Genomic DNA, 22,963 nt, shown 5'->3' with positions numbered 1-22,963 from the left:
GTTGGAACCCGTTTCAGCGCTTTGTCATTACCTCCAGTTTAGTGCATATTGCGTATGCGTGCAAGCATCCGCAAAAATAATGTAGACCCTATGCTATTTGCGCTACACACACTGCTTCACACATTGTTTATCACCTTGTTTGACACAGTTGGGTGTCTGCGGTGGTTGCGCGTAAAAATCGACTTTTTAGAAGGAGTGAAAAATGCAGATGCAGTCAGTTTTTCGAGCTGCGCCGCTGCCTGACCTCAAAGCGACTCTCGCGGGCGTGCAAGCGCGCGTGAGGGCTGTCGGTGAGGTGGTGGTTCGGCCTGTCAGGGCGCTTGGATCGCGCGTGAGGGCGGTCATGGCCAAGCCGTGGCTCTTTCCCGCGCAGGTGGTGGCCCTTTTGGGCGTGCTGTGGTTGCAGCAGCATGGCTACCTGCAAGTCCCCATCACCGTGTGCGACTGGGCCAGCGTCGGCAAGTAGCTTGTCGTCGTGAGGGCGCTGCTCCCGCAGTGCTCTCACGGCATCATCCATCCGTGCAAGCTGCCGTCTGAATCCGGGTAGGGCAGGCAGGCCCCGTTCTTTACCTTCCACCCCGGTCCTGTGCAGCGCGCAACCTGCTCCAAGCTGCCCACCAATGCGAGGCGATAGGCCACTTGGCCCTGCGGCGTGTTGGCCCAGCTTGCCGCCGCAGCTTCATGCCGAGCGGCTTTGAAGCCTGCTCCAAAGCCTGCTTCCTTCCCCTGTGAAAACGCGAGCCAACCCGTCACCAGAATCGTGAACGCGGCTGCTCCGATCCCGATGGCCAGCGCTTTCCATTGCTGCTTCCGCGCGCTGTCTGTTGCCACTTTGTTGACTGCCTCGCCTAGTTGCTCCACCAGATCGCTGTGTGCGAGCTGGGCCGCAGTGTTGGCTACGCGCTGGGCTGTCTCCTTCGCTTCACCTACGGCTGTACGGGCTGCTTCCTCAATGCGGGCAGGCATCGCGCTATACAGCCCTTGGTAGTGCTCCAAGGCGACCATCAAAACCAAGATGGCGTCGTTGTCCTTGACCCCCAAGATGGTTTGGACGCGGTGCAGCCTGTCTGCTTCCTCCGGCGTCGCCCTGCGCTGCCAAGCCGCCTCGAAGGCGTCAACGATCCCTAGGCGGCCGGGCGTGTTCATGGCATGACCTGCGCCAGTGTCTTGGTGGCTTCATTCCGCCACCGGATCAGCTCTGCCTTGTGTCCCAGCGGCATGGCTTCGAGTGCTCCCTGAATCGTCAGCCGATCCGTCGCCAGTTGATCCGCAACGCGATCCGCCAATTCGGGGAAGTCGAGCGTCTTGCCACCGCTCTCTTCAATCCGCTTTTTGATGTCGCTGCCGTTGAAGAGCTGGAACTTTTCAGAGGCTCCAAAGTACAGGTTGCGCAGCACATGCGTTTGGTGGTCGGCACCTAACGGCATTGCTTCCAAGAAATCCGCGAGTAGCTCCAAACTGTCCCGCTGTCGGTTGATGATCCAGAGCGTCACCAGCTTCCGGCCGAGTTCCCCCAGCGTGCTTTTAAGCGTTGCGCCGTACCGTGCCACGCCACTGCCACTGCGCGCGGCGGTGTTCACGATGACGGGAGCACCGCGAGCTTGGTCAACCGTGTTGATGAGCTGAATCCACCCGTCTGCTTCGTCGAGGCTCAACGCGGCGCACTGGATGCGCTCACCGTAGCTCTTGAACACGTCGGGGTTCGCCGTGTCCGTTTCGACCAGCAGCGGCTCGATGCCTCGTTGCAGGAATGCGTCGATGAGCGTTGCTGCCACCATGCTCTTGCCGGTTCCGCCCTTGTCCCCGGCACACAGGTACATCGTGTTCATGTCGTTCATGTCTTAGCTCCCTCTCAGATGCGTGGGCGATCAGGCCGGGTGATCGCGGCGACTGCGCTGGTGGTGTTTCCCGTCGATGTCGGCAGAGCGGCGGCGGCACGCTCCCCGATGGTCTGTGCGGGTGGCTGGCTTTGGCTCGCAGGCTGTGCCTGCGGGTTGTCACTGGGGGGCGTGCCAACTGCTGCGGCCTTGCGCTTCCCGGAGGGCTTCTTGCTGCTGGGCTTCGTGCGCTGCAAGTAGCTTTTCAGCGTGGGGGCACCGATCTCCAACTGGTCAGCCGTCAGCAGCTCCGCGATCTGTTCCAGCGTGTAGCCCCGCTCACGCAGACCGGCGATTTCGCCGGTCAGCATCTTGATGCTCTCCTGCTTCGACACCACCCGCTTCTTGTTCTCTATGGGAGGAAGTGCCCGCAGCTTCTCTGCGATGCGCTCCACCTGTTCAACAGTTATTGCCATGTGCGCTCCTGCATCTAATAAATCGCTTTTAGTATCGCGCTATTTTCGATGCTTCGCAATGTCTAAAGCATTGTCGCGAAATGAGTTTTTCCCATAATTCCCATTATGGGAAGCGTTTTGCTCGTTGATTTTGCGTGTGTGTTATTGCATACTCACTGTGCTGCCACAAGTAGCCCTTTTGCTTCCAACCGGAAACGGGGCTGCTCCCTTCGAGACTCGGCACCGTGTCCAACGGGAGTAACGGGAGTAACAGGATGGCCCTTGTCGAACACATGCCGCTACCGCTCCATGTGCCCGCCAAGGGACGCCGTGTCCTCGACGCTTGCGCATCTCGATCCGTGGCTCATTCATCCTGCCCTGCCGGGGGCTGCTGACAGCGATGTAGACAACAAGACACACCCCGCCGCCCACGGGGCCAGTTGAAGGAGCCAGCGAATGCCGTTTGAGGTCAAAGAGGGAGAGCCGCTCACCGAGCGCATCGGTGTGCGGGTGACAGCCACCGAGAAGGTGAAGCTGCGGGCAGATGCTGACGACGCAGGCCTGTCGGTGAGTGAGCTGGTCAGGCGTCGGTATTTCGGTCGGAAGATCGTGGCGCACGCCGACGAAAAAATGATCCGGCACCTGAACCGCATCGGCGGTCTGCTCAAGCACGTCCACAACGAGTCCGGGGGCACCTACAGCGCCGAGACGGCGCGTGCGTTGCGGCAGGTCTATGCGTTCATCGACCAGCTCGCCAACAGGGGAGCTGACCAGTGATCCTCAAGTTGATCCCTCTCGATCTGGATAAGGCCGGTCGCAAGTCCAAGGCGACCAACATCGGTGACTTGACCGAGTACATCGCCGTGCCTGATGACGCGGCCCGCCTGACTCGCCTCGGGTATCACATCGACCAAGACGGTGTGATTCACGGCGGGGACGGTGAGCAGCCAGAGAAGGTGCTTTACCTCACGACGCGCGGCTTCAACACGAGCACCTTCAAGGGCCAGCAAGCCGAGATGGTTGCGCTCGCGATGGAATGCAAGAAGTCCAAGTACCCGATCCAGCATTGGGTTGCATCGTGGCACGAGGATGAGCAGCCCACACCCGAGCAAATCGAGGAACTGCTGGATGTCTTTCTCGAACAGCTCAAGCTCCAGAAACATCAAGTCATCGCGGCGTTGCATAAGGACACCGACAACATCCACCTGCATATCTCGATCAACAAGGTCAACCCGGAAACCTATCTCGTCGTGAAGCCAGCGAAGGGCTGGTGGAAAGAGGCGGCCCAACGCACGGTAGCCATGATTGAGCACCGCCAAGGGTGGCGGCCGGAGCGACGGGCGCGCTACACGGTGATGGACGATGGCACCGTCGCCCGTGTTGGCAAGTTGGATGGCGTCCCCACTGTCCCGACTCGTGCCGGTGACATGGAAAACCGAACAGGCCAAAAGAGCGCGGCGCGGATCGCCATCGAAGAGGCTGGTGAACTCATCCGGTCTGCATCGAGCTGGGCCGAACTGCACCAAGGCCTCGCCGAGCGTGGTATGCGGTACGAGAAGGCCGGTGGCGTGGGAGCACACATCTACGTCGGCGATCAACCCGTCAAGGCGAGCACGGCAGGGCACTGGTGCAGCTTGCCGAAGCTCACCAAGCGGCTTGGTGCGTTCGAGCCTGCTGACGCTGCCGTCGTGGCTGTGGAGCGCAAGCCCGAGCCGCTGCGGCCGGACTTGCCCGGCTGGGATGACTACATCACGGCCGCGAAGCATCATCGCGCACACCTCGCGCAGAAGCTGCGTGAAGAGAAGGAGCGGTACGAGCGCGAGCTTGCCCAGTTCCGCGCCCAGAAGGCGGAGCGCAGCGCGGCCATCGCTGCTCAGAACTGGAAGGGCAGGGGCGAGCTGTTGAATGCCATGCGCAGCGTGGCGGCGGCCGAGGCCAAGCAGGCCGAGCTGGAAATCAGGGAGCGCCATCGGCGCGAAGCCAAGGCGCTGCGGGATGCCCGCGAAGCATGGCCCGAATACAACGAATGGCTGTCTAAGTGGTTCAGCTCCGATGCCGCTGGCGACTTCCGCTACCACCGTCACGAGCCGCTGCGCCTTGAGGGCGACGGCGACAACGAGGCCTTGCCTCGCGATCTTCGCGCTTTTGCGGGCGAGATTGTTGGCAGCACGGTCGAGTACCGACGCCAAGGGGCGGCGGGGGGTGTGTCTGAGCCTGTCTCATTCACTGACCACGGCCGTCGAATCGACGTTCAGGAGGCCCACGACGAGGCTGCGACCCTAGCCGCGTTGCAGCTTGGCGCTGCCAAGTGGGGGAAGGTCACGGTGTTCGGCTCGGAGGAATACAAGGCCACCTGCGTTCGGCTCGCTGCGGAGCACGGCATCCGCATCGCTAACCCCGAGCTGCAAGCACAGGTGGAAGCGGCCAAGGAAGCACGCAAGGCAGCACGGGAGGAAGCAATGCGCACGCCCCAGATGAAGCTCTTTGAGCAGTACCACGCGGCCATCGGTGCGGACAGGTACACCCTCACGTCGATCAAGATGGCGGCCGACCATCGCAAGGCTTTCGTGCTGGGTGGCAAGGACGGCGTGGACGCGGCAGCCGTGGAGCGGCGGATGCGGGAGCTGCTGCGTTTCCACGCACGCGGCGAGAACCTGTACTACACCCCGCGCAGCGAGCGGATGCACCATGTGCTGGTCGATGACCTGAGCGATACCAGCCTGCGCCAGATGCTCGCCGATGGCTACCGGCCTGCGGTGGTGATGGAGTCCAGTCCGGGCAAACTGCAAGCCATCCTGAACGTGCCCAAGCTGGGCCGTTCGGACGATCAGGACGTAGGCAATCGCCTCATCGTCGCCCTCAACAAGCAATATGGCGATCCGAAGCTGCAAGCCTGCATCCACCCGCACCGCGCGCCGGGGTTTGAGAACCGCAAATGGGAGCCGGGTGCGCCTACGCCGAAGTACCAGCGACCTGATGGCACCTTCCCAGTGGTGGAGTTGCGCCACGCCGTGGCCTGCACCTGCGATAAGGCATACGCACTGAGCTGTGTCGTCGCTCGCCAGCTCGACGAGGAAGTCCGGGTGGCACAAGAGCGGAGGCCTGCCGCGCCTGTTGCTGCCCGCACTGCGCCGCCTGCCAATGCCTACGAGGCGCACTACCGCGACATCGCTGCGCGTCACAAAGGCGACGGGATCGACCTGTCGCGAGTCGATTCCATGATCGCCGTGCGGCTCAGGGCTACCGGGCACGGCCAGGATGAGATCGCCACCGTGCTTGAGGCCTGCGCGCCGTCGATTCGCACCACAGACGAGGGGCGGAACTGGCATGACTACGCTCAGCGAACAGCACGCTATGCCTATGGCCCTGACGGCTCGCGGATGCTGGCCAAGATCGAGCGCTACCGTGAGCAGTTCCTGCGGCTCGAAGGCCGCGATCCAGCGCACGAAGGGCCGAGGATGGGTGTTTGATGCCGCGCGCTGAAACGCTCACACCTGAACTGCCACAAGGCTTTTCGGCCGATGAGCTTGCTGCCGCTGCCCGCTGGGTGGCTGCGCGCATCCGCCCTGCTGCAAGCACGCGCAGCATTGCAGCCACGCTCGAAGCCTTGCAGGCGGTAGCTCATCGTGCCCGCCGTGGCCCTGTCTGCTTTCCCGACCTGCTGCCCGGTTCTGGGCTTGAGGTTCTGCACATTCCGGCCGCGCAGCCGGGCACGGGCCAGTTGGCCAGCCTGACCGGCGAGATCGACCAAGCGGCTTTGCGCGACATCGGTCGTGCGCTCCGTGCCGAGTTCATTGCCAGCGATTCGGACATGCTGCGACTCGAAGCAGACGATGGCGCGGAGCTGATCGTCTACGCCATCGAGGCGCGGGCCATCGTGATGGCCGCCACCAACATTCAACTCATCAATGGAGATGCCCATGCCCAAGACTGACTACACCGCCTGCAAGCCTGACCACCGCATGATGCGGGTCGAGATGACGCACAAGATGCGCGAGATCGCCGAGCAGATCGCGGCCCTGCAAGCCCAGTACCGCAAGCTCGAAGAGGCCGAGCAGCGCCGCGCGTTGCACGCCTTCCTGCAAGGTGTGCGGCAGCGCGCCGAGACGCGATGCTTGAATGAGATCGCTGGGTGATGCCTTGTAAGTAGGTCTATATATACCTACACATTGCGGCCGGTGTGTTTGGGGAACCTCAAGAGCCGTTGGCTTTGCGCATCAATTTCAAGTCGTGAGCCACGGTTGGTTGCTTCACGCCTACGAGGTCGGCGATGTCGCTTTGTGTGTGGCCCTTCTCGTACAAGTCCAATTCCAAGCGACGGCGCTCATCGACGGTCAACTGCGATGGATCGAAGTGGGTCATTTGGCGAAAGGCACCATTCGCGCGGACGTGGACGGAAAAAACTTCGCCGGAAGGCTTCTTGACGTGGGCTACCGCTACACCTGCCCCTCCCTTGATGATGTAGCTGTCCTTTTCAGGATCAATGTTCAGAGGAATTGCCAGCGGGGGCTGCACGACCAGATCGGTACTCTTGGGTTTTCCCATGTTCTTCTCCATTCATTGAATTAGTTGGATTGATTGGATTTAATCAATTAAACTCTATCAATGAATCTCTGGGTGCGCAAGTGTCAGTTAAACGGTGGTTTCTCAGGCATCCGAGAAGCGGGCATAAATGTCATTTTCAGAAGACGACTGCACCAACTGACGGGGCGTGACGCCAAGTGTGCAGGCCACTCCTGACGGCGTAATATCAGAAGTCATCCGCACCGATCTCGACTATGCTCAATACTCGTGTGCACCAAAGCGAGGTGAGCATGGCGACCGATACCACACCGATTACCGAGCACGGCGTTGCCACCCTGCCAGATCAGGCATGGGAGCGTGCGCGCCGTCGCGCGGAGATCATCGGGCCGCTGGCACAGTCGGAGACGGTAGGGCATGAAGCGGCCGACGCGGCAGCCCAGGTACTGGGTCTGTCCCGGCGGCAGGTCTACATCCTGATCCGCCGTGCCCGGCAAGGCTCGGGGCTGGTCACTGACCTGGTTCTTGGGCAGTCGAGCGGCGGCAAAGGTAAGGGCCGCTTGCCGGAGCCGATCGAACGCATCATCCGCGACCTGCTGCAAAAGCGGTTTCTGACCAAACAGAAGCGCAGCCTGGCGGCGTTCCACCGCGAGGTCGCGCAGGCTTGCAAAGCGCAGAAGCTGCGGGTGCCGGCGCGCAACACTGTGGCGTTGCGGATCGCCGGCCTCGATCCGCGCAAAGTCACTCGCCGCCGGGAAGGCCAGGATGCGTCCCGAGACCTCCAAGGTGCCGGCGGCGTGCCTCCCGCCGTGACTGCGCCGCTTGAGCAGGTGCAGATCGACCACACGGTCATCGACCTGATCGTGGTGGACGAGCGCGACCGGCAACCGATCGGCCGTCCGTACCTCACCATCGCCATCGACGTGTTCACCCGCTGTGTGCTCGGCATGGTGGTCACGTTGGAAGCGCCGTCCGCCGTCTCGGTCGGCCTTTGCCTCGCGCATGTCGCCTGCGACAAGCGCCCTTGGCTGGAAGGGTTGGACGTGGAAATGGACTGGCCGATGAGCGGCAAGCCCATGTTGCTCTACCTGGACAACGCGGCCGAATTCAAGAGCGAGGCCCTGCGCCGGGGCTGCGAGCAGCATGGCATCCGGCTGGACTATCGTCCGCTCGGGCAGCCGCACTACGGTGGCATCGTGGAGCGGATCATCGGCACGGCGATGCAGATGATCCACGACGAACTGCCTGGAACGACCTTCTCCAATCCCGACCAACGCGGGGAGTACGACTCCGAGAAGATGGCCGCCCTGACACTGCGCGAGCTGGAGCGCTGGCTCGCACTGGCAGTCGGCACCTATCACGGCTCCGTGCACAACGGCCTGCTTCAGCCGCCGGCCGCGCGCTGGGCCGAGGCTGTGGCGCGCATCGGTGTGCCAGCAGTCGTTACCCGCGCCACGGCTTTCCTGGTCGATTTTCTGCCCATCCTCCGCCGCACGCTGACCCGCACCGGCTTCGTCATCGACCACATCCACTACTACGCCGACGCGCTCAAACCTTGGATCGCACGGCGCGACCGCCAGCCCTCTTTCCTGATCCGGCGCGACCCGCGCGACATCAGCCGTATCTGGGTGCTGGAACCGGAGGGTCAGCACTACCTGGAAATCCCCTACCGTACCTTGTCGCACCCGGCTGTCACCCTCTGGGAGCAACGCCAAGCATTGGCGAAATTGCGGCAGCAAGGGCGCGAACAGGTGGATGAGTCGGTGCTGTTCCGCATGATCGGCCAGATGCGCGAGATCGTGACCACCGCGCAGAAGGCCACACGCAAGGCTCGGCGTGACGCGGATCGTCGGCAACACCTCAAAGCATCCGCTCGGCCGGACAAGCCCGTTCCGCCGGGAACGGACATTACCGACCCGCAGGCCGACAACCTGCCGCCGGCCAAACCGTTCGACCAGATCGAGGAGTGGTAGCCGTGGACGAATATCCCATTATCGACCTGTCTCACCTGCTGCCGGCGGCGCAGGGTCTGGCCCGTCTGCCAGCGGACGAGCGCGTGCAGCGTATCCGCGCCGACCGCTGGATTGGCTACCCCCGCGCGGTCGAAGCGTTGAACAGGCTGGAAACGCTGTATGCGTGGCCGAACAAACAACGCATGCCCAACTTGCTGCTGGTTGGCCCGACCAACAACGGCAAGTCGATGATCATCGAAAAGTTCCGGCGCACGCATCCGGCCAGTTCTGACGCCGACCAGGAACACATCCCGGTGCTGGTCGTGCAGATGCCGTCCGAACCGTCGGTGATGCGCTTCTATGTCGCGCTGCTCGCCGCGATGGGTGCGCCACTGCGTCCGCGCCCACGGTTGCCGGAAATGGAGCAACTGGCGCTGGCACTGCTTCGCAAGGTCGGGGTGCGCATGCTGGTCATCGACGAGCTGCACAACGTCCTGGCCGGCAACAGCGTCAACCGTCGGGAATTTCTCAACCTGCTGCGTTTCCTCGGCAACGAGTTGCGCATCCCGCTGGTCGGGGTCGGCACGCGCGACGCCTACCTGGCGATCCGTTCGGATGACCAGTTGGAAAACCGCTTCGAGCCGATGATGCTGCCGGTGTGGGAGGACAACGACGATTGCTGTTCGCTGCTGGCCAGCTTCGCCGCCTCGCTCCCGCTGCGGCGATCCTCGCCGATTGCCACGGCGGACATGGCCCGTTACCTGCTCGCGCGCAGCGAGGGCACCATCGGCGAGCTGGCGCACCTGCTGATGGCGGCGGCCATTGCCGCCGTGGAGAGCGGCGAGGAAGCGATCAACCACCGCACGCTCAGCATGGCCGATTACACCGGCCCCAGCGAGCGGCGACGCCAGTTCGAGCGGGAATTGATGTGAAGCCGGCACCACGCTGGCCGCTGCATCCCGCCCCGAAAGAAGGCGAGGCGCTGTCCTCATGGCTCAACCGCGTGGCCCTTTGCTATCACATGGAGGTGCCCGACCTACTGGAGCACGATCTTGGTCACGGCCACGTCGATGACCTAGACACCGTGCCACCACTCTCGCTGCTGGCGATGCTTTCCCAACGGAGCGGCATCGAGCTGGACCGGCTGCGCAGTATGAGCTTCGCCGGCTGGGTGCCTTGGCTACTGGACAGCCTTGATGATCAGATTCCAGACGCATTGGAAACCTATGCGTTTCAGCTCTCGGTGCTGCTGCCAAGACTCCGCCGTAAGACGCGATCCATCACGAGCTGGCGTGCCTGGCTCCCCAGCCAGCCGATACACCGCGCCTGTCCGCTCTGCCTGAACGATCCGGAGAACCAAGCCGTACTGCTCGTGTGGAAGCTGCCCCTGATGCTGAGCTGCCCGCTGCATGGCTGCTGGCTGGAATCCTATTGGGGCGTGCCAGGGCGTTTTCTCGGCTGGGAGAATGCCGATGCCGCCCCACGCACCGCCAGCGACCCGATTGCGGCGATGGACCGGCGCACCTGGCAGGCGCTGACCATGGGGTATGTGGAGCTGCCGCGCCGGCGCATCCACGCCGGATTGTGGTTTCGGCTGCTACGCACGCTGCTCGATGAGCTGAACACCCCACTTTCCGCGTGTGGAACCTGCGCGGGGTATCTCCGCCAAGTCTGGGAAAGCTGCGGGCATCCGCTGCGTGCTGGGCAAAGTCTGTGGCGACCGTATGAAACCCTGAACCCGGCAGTACGATTGCAGATGCTGGAGGCGGCGGCAACGGCAATCAACTTGATTGAGGTGAGGGACATAAGCCCGCCAGGCGAGCAGGCAAAGCTATTCTGGTCCGAGCCCCAAACCGGGTTCACCAGCGGCCTACCGACGAAAGCGCCGAAGCCAGAACCCATCAATCACTGGCAGCGTGCAGTCCAGGCCATCGACGAGGCCATCATTGAAGCGCGGCACAACCCCGAGACGGCACGCTCGCTGTTCGCGTTGGCTTCCTATGGTCGGCGCGACCCGGCTTCCTTGGAACAGTTGCGCGCCACCTTCGCGGAGGAAGGCATCCCTCCGGAATTTCTGTCACATTATGAGCCTGATGAACCCTTTGCATGTCTTAGACAAAATTACGGGTTAAGTGACAAATTTTGACGGCCAGAGCTTTCTGGCTCACACTGTCACATAATCGAACGTATATGTGACAGGTGCAAAATGTTGATCGGCTATATGCGGGTATCGAAAGCGGACGGCTCTCAAGCGACCGACTTGCAGCGCGACGCGCTGATTGCTGCCGGCGTTGATCCGGACCATCTCTACGAGGATCAAGCATCCGGCAAACGCGAGGATCGCCCCGGTCTGGTAAGCTGCCTCAAGGCGCTACGGCCAGGCGACACGCTGGCCGTGTGGAAACTGGATCGCCTCGGGCGCGACCTGCGGCACCTCATCAACACCGTGCACGACCTGACCGGACGCGGCATCGGCCTCAAGGTGCTGACCGGGCATGGCGCGGCCATCGACACCACGACCGCCGCCGGCAAGCTGGTCTTTGGCATCTTCGCGGCATTGGCCGAGTTCGAGCGCGAGCTGATTGCCGAGCGCACCGTGGCGGGTTTGGCGTCGGCACGGGCACGCGGCCGCAAAGGCGGTCGGCCTTTCAAGATGACGGCGGCCAAGTTGCGCCTGGCAATGGCGGCGATGGGTCAGCCGGAAACCAAGGTTGGCGATTTGTGCCAAGAACTCGGAATTACTCGGCAGACCCTGTACCGGCATATTTCACCCACCGGTCAGTTGCGTTCTGACGGAACGAAGTTGCTCAGTAAGGCTTGACCTTCAATCCATCATAACCTCCACCCATCGCCTGAAATAGTGCGGCACTATCAGCAAGCCGTTGCGCCTGCGCTGCGACCAAGGCAATGCTACTTTGTTGAGCCTGCTGCCTTGCAATCAGCAATTGCGTGTAGCTGGCTGCGCCAAGCGCATACTGACGCCCAGTGGATTCAAGGGAAGACTGTGCAGTTGAGTCTGCAAGCGCGAGTGAACTCAATGCCTGTGCATCGTGCTCCAGTGCGCTCAATGTGTCCGCCACGTTGCGCAGAGCGTCGAGCACAACGCCCTGATAATTTGCCGCTGCGGCATCCAATGCTGCCAGCGATGCCCGTTTTTCTGCGGGTAGTCCCGGATTGAATAGTGGCTGGGTCAACTGCCCCAGCACACTCCAAACAGCAGAGTTGCTGCCAAAAAGAGCCCCGGTTGTGAGTGCTTGCGAGCCAAGGTTTGCACTGAGGTTGATTTGAGGATACAGCTTGGCGATCGCCACCCCATATTCGGCATTCGCCGCGTGGAGCAATGCTTCTGCCGCCTGAATATCAGGCCGTCTGCGCACCAGATCAGAAGGCATCACAAGAGGCAATTCGGTGGGCAGTTTGAACTCGGCCAAAGTGAAATCGGGCACCTTCGCGTCACCAGGGGCCTGGCCGGAAAGCGTGGCCAGAAGATGCTCACTTTGTTGCAGTTGCTTGAGCAAAAGGGGTAGTCCAGAACGAGTTTGTTCGGTCTGCGTTTGCTGTGCAAGCAGCTCGTCCGGTGCTGCTTGACCAAGACGCACCCGCTTGCGGGTGACATTGATCTGCTCGTCCTGTGCTTCGACCATCGCTTTGGTGGCCGCAAGCTGACCCGCGAGTTTTGCTCGGACAATGGCGGTGGTGGTGATATTTGCCGCAAGGGTCAGTTGCGCGCCCGCCAGTTCATGGCTCCGGTAGTCCACACGAGCGGCCAGCGCTTCCAACGCACGACGATTCCCTCCAGCCAAGTCGAGGCGGTAATGCACGCCAACGCTGGCGTTGTAAAGACTGAACTCACGTGCATCGCCGGCCAGTCCGAGACCGCTGGGGCTCATCCGTTGGCGTTGCGCACCGATATTCGCATCGACTTGGGGGTAGCGCGTTGATCCCGCTTGCGCAGCATGAAGCTCCTGCGCCTGCAGCAGCGTCGATTTTGCAGAGGCTAACGTTGGACTGTTTTGTAAAGCCAGTGCAATCAGTGCATCGAGTCTGGATGACCCCAGGCTGTGCCACCATTCCAAACTGACCTCCCGACCGACCCGGAGGGTTTGCACCTCCCCCAAAAGGATTGCGGCCGAGGCGGTTTGCGCTGGCATGGTGGCAACGGTGTAATTAGATGTAGTCGGCGCTTCGGGGCGTTTGAAGTCAGGCCCGACCGCACAACCAGCCAACAAACCAACAAGTGCGAGAGATGTCAGGGCTCTGGCCGGCCATTGACTGGGTTTCGTGCATTGGCCTGTGCAAGTCAGGTCATCGGTTTTCATAAAAATGCTCCATGAACGGCTTACGGAAGCTCTGATGACAACCGAGGCAGCTTTGTTGTACCTTCGAAAAAGCAGAGATAACGGCTAGACCATCACCACGCTTGGCTGCGTCGCCCATAGCAGTAGCAGATTCGTGCGTCTGCCCATCGTGGCTGCGAAACTTCCCAGCATCGGTTCCGAGCCAAGCAAGAATGCGCATTTTTTCCGCGACGGGAGGCTCTGCGTGGTTGGCAATCTTCGGAGCCAACTCGACAACCACCGCCCACTCTTCCTTGGAAATTGCGCCTGTAATGGCCTGCATGTCGCGGCCTAATTTGTCCATCACACCGCGTAGTGCCATCGGCTTTGCGGGTTTTTCCGTCTGCGCGCCGACAGGGGTGGCTGATATGGTCATCACCGTGAAAAGCACGGCGGAAATGACCAGGAACGGTTTTTTAGTGCTGTTCATGAGACCCCCTTCTTTTTTCAGCGACATCGATAACGAGTGGCGCAGTCATTCAAAACTGCGCCCTTCACCCGCTTCCTCGTGAGTGACGCCATCGCGGATATGGTAAATGCGCTTGAACGTCGGGATGATTTTTTCGTCGTGCGTGACGACGATGACGGCGGTTTCAAAACGCCGAGCCATGTCGTTGAGGATGCGGATGACAGACATCGCACGCACCGAATCCAGCGGTGCCGTTGGTTCATCAGCCAGGATCACTGGTGGTCGATTGACCAAGCCGCGAGCAATAGCCACGCGTTGCTGTTCTCCGCCTGAGAGTTGTGACGGCATGGCCTTGGCGCGGTGCTGCACATCCAGAGCGGTGAGCAGTTCGAGCGCGCGTTTTCGCGCATCGTCATTGCCGGCACCCGCGAGCATCGGCAAGAGCGCCACGTTATCGGTGACATCGAGAAACGGGATCAGGTACGGCGCTTGAAACACGAAACCGATCTTGTCGCGGCGCAAAGCCCGCAGGTCGCGCACTTTCCATTCATCGTCGAAAATCACCTCGTTTCCCAGCACCATGCGACCGGCGGTGGGGTCAATCACGGCTCCCAGGCACTTGAGCAACGTGCTCTTGCCGGAACCGGAAGGGCCGATCAGGCCAACCACCTCGCCCGGCGCAACCTGCATGTTCACGTTCTTCAAGGCGAGAACCGCAGTGTCTCTCTCTCCGTAACGCTTGCTCAAGCCTTCGATGTGAATGCCTTTTGCCGTCATGTTCAGCCTCCAATCGCTTCGGCCGGATCGACCTTCAGTGCCATACGGATGGCGACAACGCTGGCCAGCACACAAATAACCATCACCGCGAAGAAACCCAAGATTGAATCGATGGGCATCAGCAATACGTATTTGGGAAACAAGGGTGCAGCGAAGGTAGCCGTGATCTTGCCAACGACAAAACCGATGACCCCAAGTACCAACGCCTGCTGCAAGATCATTCCCGCAATGGTGCGGTTGCGTGTGCCGATGAGCTTGAGCACCGCGATTTCGCGAATTTTGTCCATGGTCAGGGTGTAGATGATGAATGCCACGATGGCGGCGCTGACCACAGCCAGAATCACCAGAAACATGGCGATTTGCTTGGCGGATGTGGCAATGAGTTTGCCTACCAAAATCTCTTCCATCTGTGCGCGGTCATAAACCGTGAGCCGCTTCCAGCGTCGTATCGGTTCGGCCACCTCCTGTGGAGAGTATTCGGGTTGGATACGAACCAGCACGGCATTCACCGAGTTGTTGCTGGTTTGTGAGGCAATCACAGCATCGAGCAGACCGGGCACGCCGGGGCGGTTGAAAACCGGATTGGCTTCGGTGCGGCGACGCTGCATCAGGATGGCATCGTTGTCTTTGAGGAATTGCGCTTCTTGCGCATCCTTGAGTGGGATAAACACCATCGGATCGCCACTGGAGGAAACCATGCGGCGGGTCAGGCCAACGACTGTGTAATGGTTGCGGCGAATCTTCACCTCATCGCCCAGCCGAAACCCTGTGGCGATGTCCGCTACCGCCTCATAGTGGCCACGCGTAATCTGGCGTCCCGCGACCAATTGAGGTGGCCAGCCTGATGTTCCCGGTTCGCCTGCCGCGATGCCCACGACCATGGCACGAACATCTTTTTCACCTCTTCCGACCTGCATGGTCAGGTAGGTCACATTGGCGGCCTCTGCCACGCCCGGCAGAGTGCGGATGCTGCGCCACAGGTCATCAGGGATGCTGGAAGACTCGGCATAAGGGCCCAGGGTGTCTTTCTGTACCACCCACAAGTTGGCACCACTGTTGTCCAGCAACACCTTACCGTCATCGACCATGCCGCGATACACACCCGCCATGGTCAGCGTGACGCCAATCAACAGGCCCAAGCCAATGCCCGTAAAGATGAATTTACCCCAGGCATGAAGGATGTCGCGTCCGGCCAGGCTGATCACGGTGAGACTCCTGGCAGACGATCGACGATGTTAATCCGACTCTTGGCGCTGAGTGTCTTTTCGCTGTAGAGCACGACCTGATCGCCAACGCTCAAGCCCTCAACTACCTGAACCAGGCCATCAAGACTGGAGCGGCCCAGCACGACCGGAGTGAAAGTCAAACCTCCTTCAACCAGCTTCCATACACCGCGTTTTCCATCGACTGTCCGAATTGCGGCATTGGAGATGGTCGGCGCGGCAGGCAATTCGCCCAGTTGCACAGTCACCTCCGCCAACTCACCCAATGGTGGAAGTGGTACTGGAGGCGCGTTGAAAACGATTTTTGCCAGGGTTTCCTCAGTCACTGCATCGGCGCGAGGCTCGATGCGCAATACGTGTCCCGCCACAGCCTGAGATCGCCGTGATCTCAGAACAATCTTGGCTGGAAGCCCTGTAGCCAGTCCCTCGGCACTGATTTGATCAAAGCGTGTATCAACCCACAGGCTTGCGGTGTCAATTACTTCGATTACCGCTTGCCCCGCCACCACCGTGGTGCCAGGGTCTGCATCGCGTGCTGCGACCAGTCCGGCAACCGGTGCCACTAACCTCAAGTTTCCGCGTTGAGCGCGGAGCGCTTCCAACTCTGCGCGCAGACGCGCGATATCTTCTCGCGAGGCGACCAATGCCGCGCTCGCCACAGCCAGTTCTTGCCGTTTGGTGACTACCGTTTCTTCGCTGGTGCCACGCACCGATAAAAGCTGCTCATAGCGTGTGGCCTGTGTCTGCGCGAAAGTTTCTTTGGCAGCAGCCTGTCGAAGTGCAGCTTCGGAACTCTTGATTGCAGCCTGCTGAGCGCTGATGCGATCGTCCAGGTCCACCGCATCCATTTCACCGAGCACTTGCCCTGCTTTAACGGTATCGCCGACATGCACATCCAAGCGTTTGACGCGCCCGGCAACGGTGGGGCCGATTTTGTAAGTAAAGCGCGCTTGCACTGTCCCTATACCAGCTAATGCTGGGGCAACGGAGCGGGACTCTACCGTGCTGACAGTAGCTGCAACAGGAGCCAACGGCCCTGAACGCAAAGCAACATAGATGAAAAGCAGTAGAAGTGGAATGATGACGGCGACCAGGGCCAATGTGCGGCGTTGTAGACGTGGAAATTTCATGACGCACTCCCAATGCCACGACGATAGATTGCAAAAACACCAGAGGCATCGCGACGGATGCGAGCGGCGTCACCCGCGATGAGCGACTGCATCACCAAGCCCTGGATGGAGCCGATGAACGATACCGAGGCAGCCTCGATATCGAGGCTGGCATTAAGCTCGCCTATCGCCTTGCCCCTCTCCAGCAGATGGCGCAAGCGTTCTCCGTACCGCTGAATCAAGGTCTGAACCATCCTTTTAGGGAGTGTTTCTCCGGGCCGCTGCAACTCTCCGAAGAGCATCCGTGGCACGCCTGGATGCTCGGAAACGAAGTCGATATGAGCCATGAAGACCGCTTCCAGCGCGGCAAGAGGAGAAGTGATGTTCTGGGCCGCCTTGTCTACTCGGGAAAGAAGACGCTCAGCTACCCACGTCATCACTGCTTCGAGAATGGCATCCTTGGTGGGGAAATGCCGGAACAGCGCGCCTTGGGTCAGGCCCATGCGCTGCGCGATCGCCGTGGTGGTGATGTCGCTGGGATTCTGCTCAGCCGCCAGGTTGATCACCGCCTCTACGGTGGCCGCTCGCCGTTCATCAGCCGGAAGGTGCTTAGGGTGTTCGCTCATCGCCAATCCAAAAGAAAGTAATTTATTACTATCTTATCAGGTTGTGCGATGAGAGCAAGGCCCTATCTGACAGCACCCAATGAAATCAACGCCAAGCTCGATCCTGGCCGAGGTACTCGGCTTGGCCGGTGGAGACCCTACAGGCAGGCTTAGCTCGTACTGAATTTGGCCAGTTTTTTTCTTTCACCGGCATAGTGCAATCGGCTTCTGATGTTTGGTGCGGTCGTCTTCTGAAAATGACATAAAGCCCGTGTGGAATCGGCCTTTATGTGTAAAAATATCCGTCTGTTTATCTACGCTTGGTAAAGGTATGGGAAAGCGTCTTGGTTATGCCCGCGTTTCAACGGATGACCAGCGGCTCGACCTACAACGGGATGCTTTGACCCGTGCCGGGTGTGCCGACATCTACGAAGAGAAGGTCAGCGGGAAGTCTGCTGATCGGCCTGCTCTGGATTACTGTCTTCGCGCCCTGAGTGCGGGAGACACGTTGGTGGTCTGGCGTCTGGATCGGTTAGGCCGTTCGCTCCCCGATCTGGTACGCATCGTGGGGGAGTTGGAGCAGCGCGGTGTTGGCTTCGAGAGCGTCACGGAACGGATCGAAACTGGCAGTGCGACTGGGAAGCTGACTTTCCACTTGTTCTCGGCCTTGGCCGAGTTCGAGCGGAATCTGATTCGGGAGCGGACTCAAGCAGGCTTGGCTGCTGCTCGTGCTCGTGGTCGCAAGGGCGGGCGAAAGCCCGCGCTGGACGCCAAGCAAGTCCGTGAGATCAAGGCGCTTTTGCGTGATCCTGATATTCAGGTCGCCGACGTGGCGAAACGCTATGGCGTTTCACGCGCCACCATTTACAAGCACGTTGGTGCGGTGCGCCCAGAGCGCGGCGCATCGCCGATGATTTAGTGAGGTCGTCATTCATGGCATTTGCGCCAAGTGTTGCTCATAAGCCTGTTGCCGCTGCTGTATGCCCTGTCATGGCCGCGACCGAGGCTTTGGCGACAGAAGGGGGGCTCGAGGCTCGAGGGGCTATTTTCACGCGCTCTGAGGTGGTCGATTTCATCCTCGACCTGGCTGGCTATACCGAGGATCAACTGCTGCACGAAAAGCGGCTTTTGGAACCGTCGTTCGGTGGCGGGGACTTCTTGCTGCCGATCATTCAGCGGCTGCTGAGTGCATGGCGAGCAGCAAGGCCCAATGGTACTGAGGTCGATGATTTGGGCGACGCCATCCGGGCGGTGGAGTTGCACCACGACACCTTCCGCAGCACCTACGCTGCCGTTGTCGCGCTGCTCAAGCGTGAGGGGCTGTCGGCGAATGCTGCGACGGCCTTGGCTGACCGCTGGCTGTCGCAGGGTGACTTCCTGCTGGCTCCGCTGGAGGGCCAGTTCGATTTCGTGGTGGGCAATCCTCCCTACGTTCGACCTGAGCTGATTCCGGCCCCGTTGCTGGCCGAGTACCGCAGCCGCTATCAGACGATGTATGACCGGGCGGACATCTACATTCCCTTCATCGAGCGGTCGCTGACGGCATTGTCTGCTGGCGGCAATCTGGGCTTTATCTGCGCGGATCGCTGGATGAAGAACCGCTACGGTGGGCCACTGCGTAGCCTTGTTGCCGAACGGTTCCACCTGAAAGTCTATGTCGATATGGTGGATACACCGGCCTTCCATTCCGATGTGATCGCCTATCCGGCCATCACCATCATCAGCCGTGAGGGGGGCGGGGCGACGCGCATCGCACACCGCCCGTCAATAGACCGGGCCACGCTGACCACGCTGGCTGGTCTGCTCTCGGCACAGACACTTCCGAAGGATGCTGGCCCGGTGCGGGAACTCGCTCGTGTGACCAATGGTGCGGAGCCGTGGCTGCTGGAGTCTTCTGACCAGATGGCGCTTATTCGCCGTCTGGAGGGCGCGTTCCCACTGCTCGAGGAGGCTGGGTGCAAGGTTGGCATTGGTGTTGCGACCGGCGCTGACAAGGCATTCATCGGCGACTTCGAGTCGCTGGATGTCGAGCCTGATCGGAAGCTGCCGCTGGTGACAACCAAAGACATCATGACCGGCGAAGTGCAGTGGCGTGGTCAGGGGGTCATCAACCCCTTCGCCGAGTCTGGAGGGCTGGTCGATCTTGGCGAGTATCCGCGTCTGCGCCGCTACCTTGAGGCTCGCCGGGATGTGATTGCCGGTCGGCATTGCGCGAAGAAGGCTCCTGCCAACTGGTATCGCACGATTGACCGTATTACCCCGGCGCTGGCTGCGAGGCCCAAGCTGTTGATCCCTGACATCAAGGGTGAGTCGCACATTGTTTTCGAGGGCGGCGAGCTGTATCCAAGCCACAACCTCTACTACGTTACCTCGGACGATTGGGATTTGCGGGCCTTGCAAGCTGTGCTGCTGTCCGCTGTCTCGCGCCTGTTCGTGGCCACGTACTCAACGAGAATGCGAGGTGGCTTCTTGCGCTTCCAAGCGCAATACCTGCGCCGCATCCGTATCCCACGCTGGGCCGATGTGCCTGAACCGCTACGCCGCGAGCTGGCTGAGGCAGCCATCAAGCGGGACGTGCAAGCCTGCAACCGGGCTGTGTTCAGGCTCTACGGGCTGAGCCACGAAGAACGATCTGCCCTTGGGGGCAATGGAGAATAAATGGCACTTGATCTTGTCGATTACGAACAGAAGGCCCGCGACGCCGTAAAGGCGTTTTGGGGCAACCGTGAAGCTGCACGGCAAAAGCAGATTGAGTCAGGCAAGGCCGACCAAGGTGAACGCGCTGGCGTCACAGGCGGCAAGAACATGGACGGATTCTTGGCCTTGGTGCTCGATGTCATCAAGGCCAATGGTCTGGCCCACGCCGAGATTCACCAGAACCGGGCGATGCTGACCCTGCCCGGCTACTTCCGCCCGACAAAGCTGTGGGATTTGTTGGTGATCTACAAGGGCGAGCTGATCGCAGCCATCGAACTGAAAAGCCACGTCGGGCCATCGTTCAGCAACAATTTCAACAACCGTACAGAGGAAGCCATCGGAACAGCCCATGACCTCTGGACAGCCTACCGGGAAGAGGCATTCGGCAAGCAGCCACGCCCGTTCGTCGGCTGGCTGATGATGGTCGAAGATGCGCCGGAGTCCCGCCGTCCCGTTCGGGACTCGTCGCCGCACTTCCCGGTCTTCGAGGAGTTCAAGGGGGCATCGTATCTCACGCGGTATGACTTGCTGTGTCAGAGATTGGTGCAGGAGCAGCTCTACACGACCGCTGCCGTCATCGCGGCAGAACGCAGTGCGGTGGATACTGGCAACTTCACGGAGCTGTCGTCGATGACCAGCCTCAAGACATTCGTGTCGGCTTTGGCTGGGCACATCGCCGCCGAGGCGGCACGACTGGGCTGATCGCCCGTTCTCGATCATTCGGGCTTGGAGGCCGGACGATGGTGACAACCACAACTGAGGCGCTTTCAGAGGTCTTGCGCGGGTATGGACGCGCTGATGAAACGGCATTGGCATCACTGCTGGAGGTCAGCGACTGGGAGCGCATCGCTCGTCAGGAGCTGGAGCGCCGGGCTACCCGAATTGTGCAGTCGCTTGATGACGGCACCCTTGAGGCCATCGCATCTGGTTCGCTCGATGTCCGGGCCGTCTGCCGCCAAGTGGCCGACGAGATCAAGCAGACCGCTTAGACGATGGCGCTGCCTTCTTTCGACAACGGGTGGCGCGAGGGCCAGAGCGTAAAGCCGCGCATCCTCGTGCTGGAGATCAAAGACAAGGATCGCCCGGATGACAAGGCATTGGGCTGGGTGCTTGTCGAGCGGGAGGAAACCTATCGGCGCGATCCTCGGGATGGGACGATCTACGAGGCGTCCATTCGGCTTTCCTACCAGCGCATCACAGCCAAGTTTTCGCACCGGGATGGTGGCAAAGGGCGGTTTGATGGCAGCTACTCGCGCCACTTCAATGCTGTCTCGCTGACTTCGACCTCGATGTCGAAAGGGGCGGTATTCCTTGATTTGCCGGGGCTGGATGGCCAGCGAATCGGCACCTACTTGATGAATGAGATCGTCCAGTGGGTGCAGCAGTGGCCCGAGACGACCGTCAATAGCATCGAGCTGCTGGCCGGACAGGCGCATGGTGACAACAAGTCACGGCGCAACTGGTTTTATGAGCAGTTCGGTCTGGTCTTCGACTACACCGACCCCGAGCATCGCGAAGGCCGATCCCGACCCATGCTGGCCGGAGCGTTAGTCAAAGTCGAGACGTGGAAGCAGAACATCACCGAGCACCGGATGCTCGACTATCTGGCCGCAGTTCTTTACGCCGAGGAACGTGCCACATCGGAGTTGCAGGCCCGTGATCGAGCCTGTGCCCAACTCATTGCCGAGCAGAGACGGGCAGAAGCCCGGCCTGTGCGCTGGGCGTTGCGGCGGTTGTATATCCACTATGCCAGCACCGTGCTTGCCGGGCTTGTCCTGACGGCCCTTGTCGGTATGGCGTGGATCAAGATGGCGTAGGGGAGCTATGTCCGATCTGAGCGGAAGTGAGCGTCGCAAGCTGGAAAAGCTGCTTGGTATGGGTGGCGGCTATGTCCTGAACTTCTCTGACCGCACCTTCGGTGACTTCTTCGATGAGTACCGGGTCGAGATTGATGCCGAACGGTACAAGGCGCGGGGTACGTCCAAGGCCAATCGGATGCGTACCTTCTGGGATGTGGATGGCAATCATGTCGTGGGGCGGGTCATTGGCGGGCTGATCGAGTATGCGACCGATGAGCAGTGCTTTGGCGACAGCAATCCGCTGCTGATCGACGACTGCCGAAAGATTGCACAGCGTCTTCTCAGTGACCAGCCGGTGGCCGAGCTGGATGCGCTGACCGCCATCGCAGATGAGCGGGATTTCGAGGTGGTGGCAGAGCACGTCCGCGAAGCCATCGAGAAGAACCAGCCCGAGGGCGGGCTGGATCGACTGCATACCTTCGTCAACAAGTTCATCCGTGTAACGTGCGAGCCGCACGGCATCACGATCACTCGTGACAAGCCGCTACACAGTGTCTTCGGCGAGTACGTCAAGGCGCTCCGGGAAGGTGGCCACCTTGAGTCGGCTATGACCGAGCGCATTTTGAAGTCCAGTATCTCGGTGCTGGAAGCCTTCAATGACGTGCGCAATAACAAGAGCCTTGCGCACGACAACCCGATCCTGAACTACGAAGAGAGCCTGCTGATCTTCAACCACGTCGCGGCCTCGATCCGCTTCATCAAGGCGCTGGAATTGAAGATCAAGCAGAAGGCCGAAGCAGCGAAGAAAGCGAGCTGGGAAGATGACGAAGTGCCATTCTGATCGCCTGCTGGCCAGCGCGGTACTGGCGTGCCTGCTGGCAGGCCCCGCGATGGCCGCCGATGACCCGGCCAAGCCGCCGATGGTCAGCCCCAGCTTCTGGAAAACCAGCCAGCTCTATGAGCTTTGTACCAGCCCACACCAGACGGATCGTGCCCACTGCGAGGGCTTCATCACGGGCGTGGCCAGTGCCTTGCAGAACGAGCAGATCAGCCGCGTGCGGGTGTGCATCCCGAAGGGCACGAGCAGCGACGACGTGGTGAAGAAGGTCGTGTGGTACTTGCGGGAGAAGGCTGACGCCGACGACATGAAGATGGCGGCCGTGAGCCTCATTGGCCCGCTGCTGCCCGTGCTCTACAACTGCACGCCGGGCCAGCCGCCCAAGTTTTCGCCCTGATAATTGAGGGAGACTGCCGTTGTAGCG

The 22,963-nt window shown here is 60.7% G+C and carries 26 protein-coding genes; 16 read left to right on the top strand and 10 right to left on the bottom strand.

Going from position 1 to position 22,963, the window contains the following annotated elements; all coding sequences use genetic code 11:
* Positions 1–343 precede the first annotated feature (343 nt).
* On the top strand, positions 344–466 hold the full coding sequence (locus VITFI_RS18750) for a hypothetical protein (RefSeq protein ID WP_269768760.1): 123 nt from the start codon (positions 344–346) through the stop codon (positions 464–466).
* Between the two features lie 35 nt (positions 467–501).
* On the opposite strand, the gene VITFI_RS17720 is transcribed toward VITFI_RS18750, so the two are convergent.
* From VITFI_RS17720 to VITFI_RS17710, 3 genes are read right to left on the bottom strand one after another with little or no spacing between them, the layout of a single operon-like run.
* Positions 502–1,146 carry a hypothetical protein gene (locus VITFI_RS17720; protein ID WP_198301806.1) on the bottom strand — a complete coding sequence of 215 codons (645 nt, stop codon included), beginning with the start codon at positions 1,144–1,146 and terminating at the stop codon, positions 502–504.
* Positions 1,143–1,829 carry a nucleotide-binding protein gene (locus VITFI_RS17715; protein WP_089418487.1) on the bottom strand — a complete coding sequence of 229 codons (687 nt, stop codon included), beginning with the start codon at positions 1,827–1,829 and terminating at the stop codon, positions 1,143–1,145. The genes VITFI_RS17720 and VITFI_RS17715 overlap by 4 nt, the downstream gene beginning before the upstream one ends.
* 23 nt (positions 1,830–1,852) lie before the next feature.
* On the bottom strand, positions 1,853–2,293 hold the full coding sequence (locus VITFI_RS17710; RefSeq protein ID WP_089418484.1) for a hypothetical protein: 441 nt from the start codon (positions 2,291–2,293) through the stop codon (positions 1,853–1,855).
* Positions 2,294–2,728: 435 nt separating this feature from the next.
* Between VITFI_RS17710 and VITFI_RS17705 the strand changes: the two genes are divergently transcribed.
* The 4 genes from VITFI_RS17705 to VITFI_RS17690 are packed head-to-tail and all read left to right on the top strand — an operon-like array spanning position 2,729 to position 6,408.
* Positions 2,729–3,049: a plasmid mobilization protein gene (locus tag VITFI_RS17705; RefSeq protein ID WP_089418483.1), complete on the top strand. Its 321-nt coding sequence runs from the start codon at positions 2,729–2,731 to the stop codon at positions 3,047–3,049.
* Positions 3,046–5,742 (top strand): TraI/MobA(P) family conjugative relaxase, encoded by a 2,697-nt coding sequence (gene traI / locus VITFI_RS17700; protein ID WP_089418482.1) that lies wholly within the window; start codon positions 3,046–3,048, stop codon positions 5,740–5,742. Before VITFI_RS17705 ends, traI begins: the two co-directional genes overlap by 4 nt.
* Complete coding sequence (locus tag VITFI_RS17695) at positions 5,742–6,206, top strand: hypothetical protein (protein ID WP_089418481.1); 465 nt, start codon at positions 5,742–5,744, stop codon at positions 6,204–6,206. The genes traI and VITFI_RS17695 overlap by 1 nt, the downstream gene beginning before the upstream one ends.
* Positions 6,193–6,408 carry a DUF2452 domain-containing protein gene (locus VITFI_RS17690; protein ID WP_089418480.1) on the top strand — a complete coding sequence of 72 codons (216 nt, stop codon included), beginning with the start codon at positions 6,193–6,195 and terminating at the stop codon, positions 6,406–6,408. The genes VITFI_RS17695 and VITFI_RS17690 overlap by 14 nt, the downstream gene beginning before the upstream one ends.
* Positions 6,409–6,466: 58 nt before the next feature.
* Here VITFI_RS17690 and VITFI_RS17685 read toward each other — a convergent pair whose 3' ends face one another.
* On the bottom strand, positions 6,467–6,817 hold the full coding sequence (locus tag VITFI_RS17685) for a helix-turn-helix domain-containing protein (RefSeq protein WP_089418479.1): 351 nt from the start codon (positions 6,815–6,817) through the stop codon (positions 6,467–6,469).
* Between the two features lie 269 nt (positions 6,818–7,086).
* Here VITFI_RS17685 and VITFI_RS17680 point away from each other — a divergent pair, with 269 nt between their 5' ends.
* From VITFI_RS17680 to VITFI_RS17665, 4 genes are read left to right on the top strand one after another with little or no spacing between them, the layout of a single operon-like run.
* Complete coding sequence (locus tag VITFI_RS17680; protein ID WP_198301804.1) at positions 7,087–8,766, top strand: Mu transposase C-terminal domain-containing protein; 1,680 nt, start codon at positions 7,087–7,089, stop codon at positions 8,764–8,766.
* 2 nt (positions 8,767–8,768) lie between these two features.
* Positions 8,769–9,677 (top strand): TniB family NTP-binding protein, encoded by a 909-nt coding sequence (locus tag VITFI_RS17675; RefSeq protein WP_089416951.1) that lies wholly within the window; start codon positions 8,769–8,771, stop codon positions 9,675–9,677.
* Positions 9,674–10,891 carry a TniQ family protein gene (locus tag VITFI_RS17670; RefSeq protein ID WP_089416609.1) on the top strand — a complete coding sequence of 406 codons (1,218 nt, stop codon included), beginning with the start codon at positions 9,674–9,676 and terminating at the stop codon, positions 10,889–10,891. Before VITFI_RS17675 ends, VITFI_RS17670 begins: the two co-directional genes overlap by 4 nt.
* A gap of 60 nt (positions 10,892–10,951) precedes the next feature.
* Positions 10,952–11,566 carry a recombinase family protein gene (locus tag VITFI_RS17665; protein WP_089416610.1) on the top strand — a complete coding sequence of 205 codons (615 nt, stop codon included), beginning with the start codon at positions 10,952–10,954 and terminating at the stop codon, positions 11,564–11,566.
* On the opposite strand, the gene VITFI_RS17660 is transcribed toward VITFI_RS17665, so the two are convergent.
* From VITFI_RS17660 to VITFI_RS17635, 6 genes are all read right to left on the bottom strand, one after another.
* Positions 11,553–13,064 (bottom strand): efflux transporter outer membrane subunit, encoded by a 1,512-nt coding sequence (locus VITFI_RS17660; RefSeq protein ID WP_089416611.1) that lies wholly within the window; start codon positions 13,062–13,064, stop codon positions 11,553–11,555. The genes VITFI_RS17665 and VITFI_RS17660 overlap by 14 nt on opposite strands.
* Complete coding sequence (locus VITFI_RS17655) at positions 13,051–13,458, bottom strand: cytochrome c (protein ID WP_232476748.1); 408 nt, start codon at positions 13,456–13,458, stop codon at positions 13,051–13,053. The genes VITFI_RS17660 and VITFI_RS17655 overlap by 14 nt, the downstream gene beginning before the upstream one ends.
* 99 nt (positions 13,459–13,557) lie before the next feature.
* Complete coding sequence (locus VITFI_RS17650; RefSeq protein ID WP_089416612.1) at positions 13,558–14,268, bottom strand: ABC transporter ATP-binding protein; 711 nt, start codon at positions 14,266–14,268, stop codon at positions 13,558–13,560.
* A gap of 2 nt (positions 14,269–14,270) precedes the next feature.
* Positions 14,271–15,473: an ABC transporter permease gene (locus VITFI_RS17645; protein ID WP_089418477.1), complete on the bottom strand. Its 1,203-nt coding sequence runs from the start codon at positions 15,471–15,473 to the stop codon at positions 14,271–14,273.
* Complete coding sequence (locus VITFI_RS17640; protein WP_089416613.1) at positions 15,470–16,621, bottom strand: efflux RND transporter periplasmic adaptor subunit; 1,152 nt, start codon at positions 16,619–16,621, stop codon at positions 15,470–15,472. The genes VITFI_RS17645 and VITFI_RS17640 overlap by 4 nt, the downstream gene beginning before the upstream one ends.
* Positions 16,618–17,226: a TetR/AcrR family transcriptional regulator gene (locus VITFI_RS17635; protein ID WP_089416614.1), complete on the bottom strand. Its 609-nt coding sequence runs from the start codon at positions 17,224–17,226 to the stop codon at positions 16,618–16,620. Before VITFI_RS17635 ends, VITFI_RS17640 begins: the two co-directional genes overlap by 4 nt.
* Before the next feature lie 310 nt (positions 17,227–17,536).
* Here VITFI_RS17635 and VITFI_RS17630 point away from each other — a divergent pair, with 310 nt between their 5' ends.
* The 7 genes from VITFI_RS17630 to VITFI_RS17600 all read left to right on the top strand — a co-directional run bounded on the left by VITFI_RS17630 (position 17,537) and on the right by VITFI_RS17600 (position 22,936).
* Positions 17,537–18,124, top strand: a complete 588-nt coding sequence (locus tag VITFI_RS17630) for a recombinase family protein (RefSeq protein WP_011222055.1) — start codon at positions 17,537–17,539, stop codon at positions 18,122–18,124.
* A gap of 71 nt (positions 18,125–18,195) precedes the next feature.
* Positions 18,196–19,863 carry an Eco57I restriction-modification methylase domain-containing protein gene (locus VITFI_RS17625; RefSeq protein ID WP_089418476.1) on the top strand — a complete coding sequence of 556 codons (1,668 nt, stop codon included), beginning with the start codon at positions 18,196–18,198 and terminating at the stop codon, positions 19,861–19,863.
* Positions 19,864–20,604 carry a type-2 restriction endonuclease gene (locus tag VITFI_RS17620; protein WP_004356305.1) on the top strand — a complete coding sequence of 247 codons (741 nt, stop codon included), beginning with the start codon at positions 19,864–19,866 and terminating at the stop codon, positions 20,602–20,604. It abuts the gene before it with no gap.
* Between the two features lie 38 nt (positions 20,605–20,642).
* Entirely contained in the window at positions 20,643–20,891 is a 249-nt protein-coding gene (locus tag VITFI_RS17615) for a hypothetical protein (protein ID WP_015060230.1), read from the top strand.
* Positions 20,892–20,894: 3 nt separating this feature from the next.
* The gene (locus VITFI_RS17610; protein WP_089418475.1) at positions 20,895–21,719 is read left to right on the top strand and encodes a hypothetical protein; all 825 of its coding nucleotides are present in this window, start codon (positions 20,895–20,897) and stop codon (positions 21,717–21,719) included.
* Between the two features lie 7 nt (positions 21,720–21,726).
* Entirely contained in the window at positions 21,727–22,542 is an 816-nt protein-coding gene (locus VITFI_RS17605) for an abortive infection family protein (RefSeq protein WP_089418474.1), read from the top strand.
* The gene (locus tag VITFI_RS17600) at positions 22,523–22,936 is read left to right on the top strand and encodes a Rap1a/Tai family immunity protein (RefSeq protein WP_089418473.1); all 414 of its coding nucleotides are present in this window, start codon (positions 22,523–22,525) and stop codon (positions 22,934–22,936) included. Before VITFI_RS17605 ends, VITFI_RS17600 begins: the two co-directional genes overlap by 20 nt.
* Positions 22,937–22,963 lie beyond the last annotated feature (27 nt).

Source organism: Vitreoscilla filiformis, assembly GCF_002222655.1.
GTDB classification, from domain to species: Bacteria; Pseudomonadota; Gammaproteobacteria; order Burkholderiales; family Burkholderiaceae_C; genus Ideonella; species Ideonella filiformis.
This window is presented reverse-complemented; position numbering and strand designations above follow the sequence as displayed.

What these genes read in the sequence shown, in the direction of transcription:
- VITFI_RS17685 (WP_089418479.1), bottom strand. Translation starts at nt 6,817, where the DNA reads ATGGGAAAACCCAAGAGTACCGATCTGGTCGTGCAGCCCCCGCTGGCA.
- VITFI_RS17715 (WP_089418487.1), bottom strand. Translation starts at nt 1,829, where the DNA reads ATGAACACGATGTACCTGTGTGCCGGGGACAAGGGCGGAACCGGCAAG.
- VITFI_RS17600 (WP_089418473.1), top strand. Translation starts at nt 22,523, where the DNA reads ATGACGAAGTGCCATTCTGATCGCCTGCTGGCCAGCGCGGTACTGGCG.
- VITFI_RS17690 (WP_089418480.1), top strand. Translation starts at nt 6,193, where the DNA reads ATGCCCAAGACTGACTACACCGCCTGCAAGCCTGACCACCGCATGATG.
- VITFI_RS17665 (WP_089416610.1), top strand. Translation starts at nt 10,952, where the DNA reads ATGTTGATCGGCTATATGCGGGTATCGAAAGCGGACGGCTCTCAAGCG.
- VITFI_RS17635 (WP_089416614.1), bottom strand. Translation starts at nt 17,226, where the DNA reads ATGAGCGAACACCCTAAGCACCTTCCGGCTGATGAACGGCGAGCGGCC.
- VITFI_RS17650 (WP_089416612.1), bottom strand. Translation starts at nt 14,268, where the DNA reads ATGACGGCAAAAGGCATTCACATCGAAGGCTTGAGCAAGCGTTACGGA.
- VITFI_RS17680 (WP_198301804.1), top strand. Translation starts at nt 7,087, where the DNA reads ATGGCGACCGATACCACACCGATTACCGAGCACGGCGTTGCCACCCTG.
- VITFI_RS17625 (WP_089418476.1), top strand. Translation starts at nt 18,196, where the DNA reads ATGGCCGCGACCGAGGCTTTGGCGACAGAAGGGGGGCTCGAGGCTCGA.
- VITFI_RS18750 (WP_269768760.1), top strand. Translation starts at nt 344, where the DNA reads ATGGCCAAGCCGTGGCTCTTTCCCGCGCAGGTGGTGGCCCTTTTGGGC.
- VITFI_RS17620 (WP_004356305.1), top strand. Translation starts at nt 19,864, where the DNA reads ATGGCACTTGATCTTGTCGATTACGAACAGAAGGCCCGCGACGCCGTA.
- VITFI_RS17705 (WP_089418483.1), top strand. Translation starts at nt 2,729, where the DNA reads ATGCCGTTTGAGGTCAAAGAGGGAGAGCCGCTCACCGAGCGCATCGGT.
- VITFI_RS17720 (WP_198301806.1), bottom strand. Translation starts at nt 1,146, where the DNA reads ATGAACACGCCCGGCCGCCTAGGGATCGTTGACGCCTTCGAGGCGGCT.
- VITFI_RS17660 (WP_089416611.1), bottom strand. Translation starts at nt 13,064, where the DNA reads ATGAAAACCGATGACCTGACTTGCACAGGCCAATGCACGAAACCCAGT.
- VITFI_RS17615 (WP_015060230.1), top strand. Translation starts at nt 20,643, where the DNA reads ATGGTGACAACCACAACTGAGGCGCTTTCAGAGGTCTTGCGCGGGTAT.
- VITFI_RS17640 (WP_089416613.1), bottom strand. Translation starts at nt 16,621, where the DNA reads ATGAAATTTCCACGTCTACAACGCCGCACATTGGCCCTGGTCGCCGTC.
- VITFI_RS17610 (WP_089418475.1), top strand. Translation starts at nt 20,895, where the DNA reads ATGGCGCTGCCTTCTTTCGACAACGGGTGGCGCGAGGGCCAGAGCGTA.
- VITFI_RS17710 (WP_089418484.1), bottom strand. Translation starts at nt 2,293, where the DNA reads ATGGCAATAACTGTTGAACAGGTGGAGCGCATCGCAGAGAAGCTGCGG.
- VITFI_RS17695 (WP_089418481.1), top strand. Translation starts at nt 5,742, where the DNA reads ATGCCGCGCGCTGAAACGCTCACACCTGAACTGCCACAAGGCTTTTCG.
- VITFI_RS17630 (WP_011222055.1), top strand. Translation starts at nt 17,537, where the DNA reads ATGGGAAAGCGTCTTGGTTATGCCCGCGTTTCAACGGATGACCAGCGG.
- VITFI_RS17605 (WP_089418474.1), top strand. Translation starts at nt 21,727, where the DNA reads ATGTCCGATCTGAGCGGAAGTGAGCGTCGCAAGCTGGAAAAGCTGCTT.
- VITFI_RS17655 (WP_232476748.1), bottom strand. Translation starts at nt 13,458, where the DNA reads ATGACCATATCAGCCACCCCTGTCGGCGCGCAGACGGAAAAACCCGCA.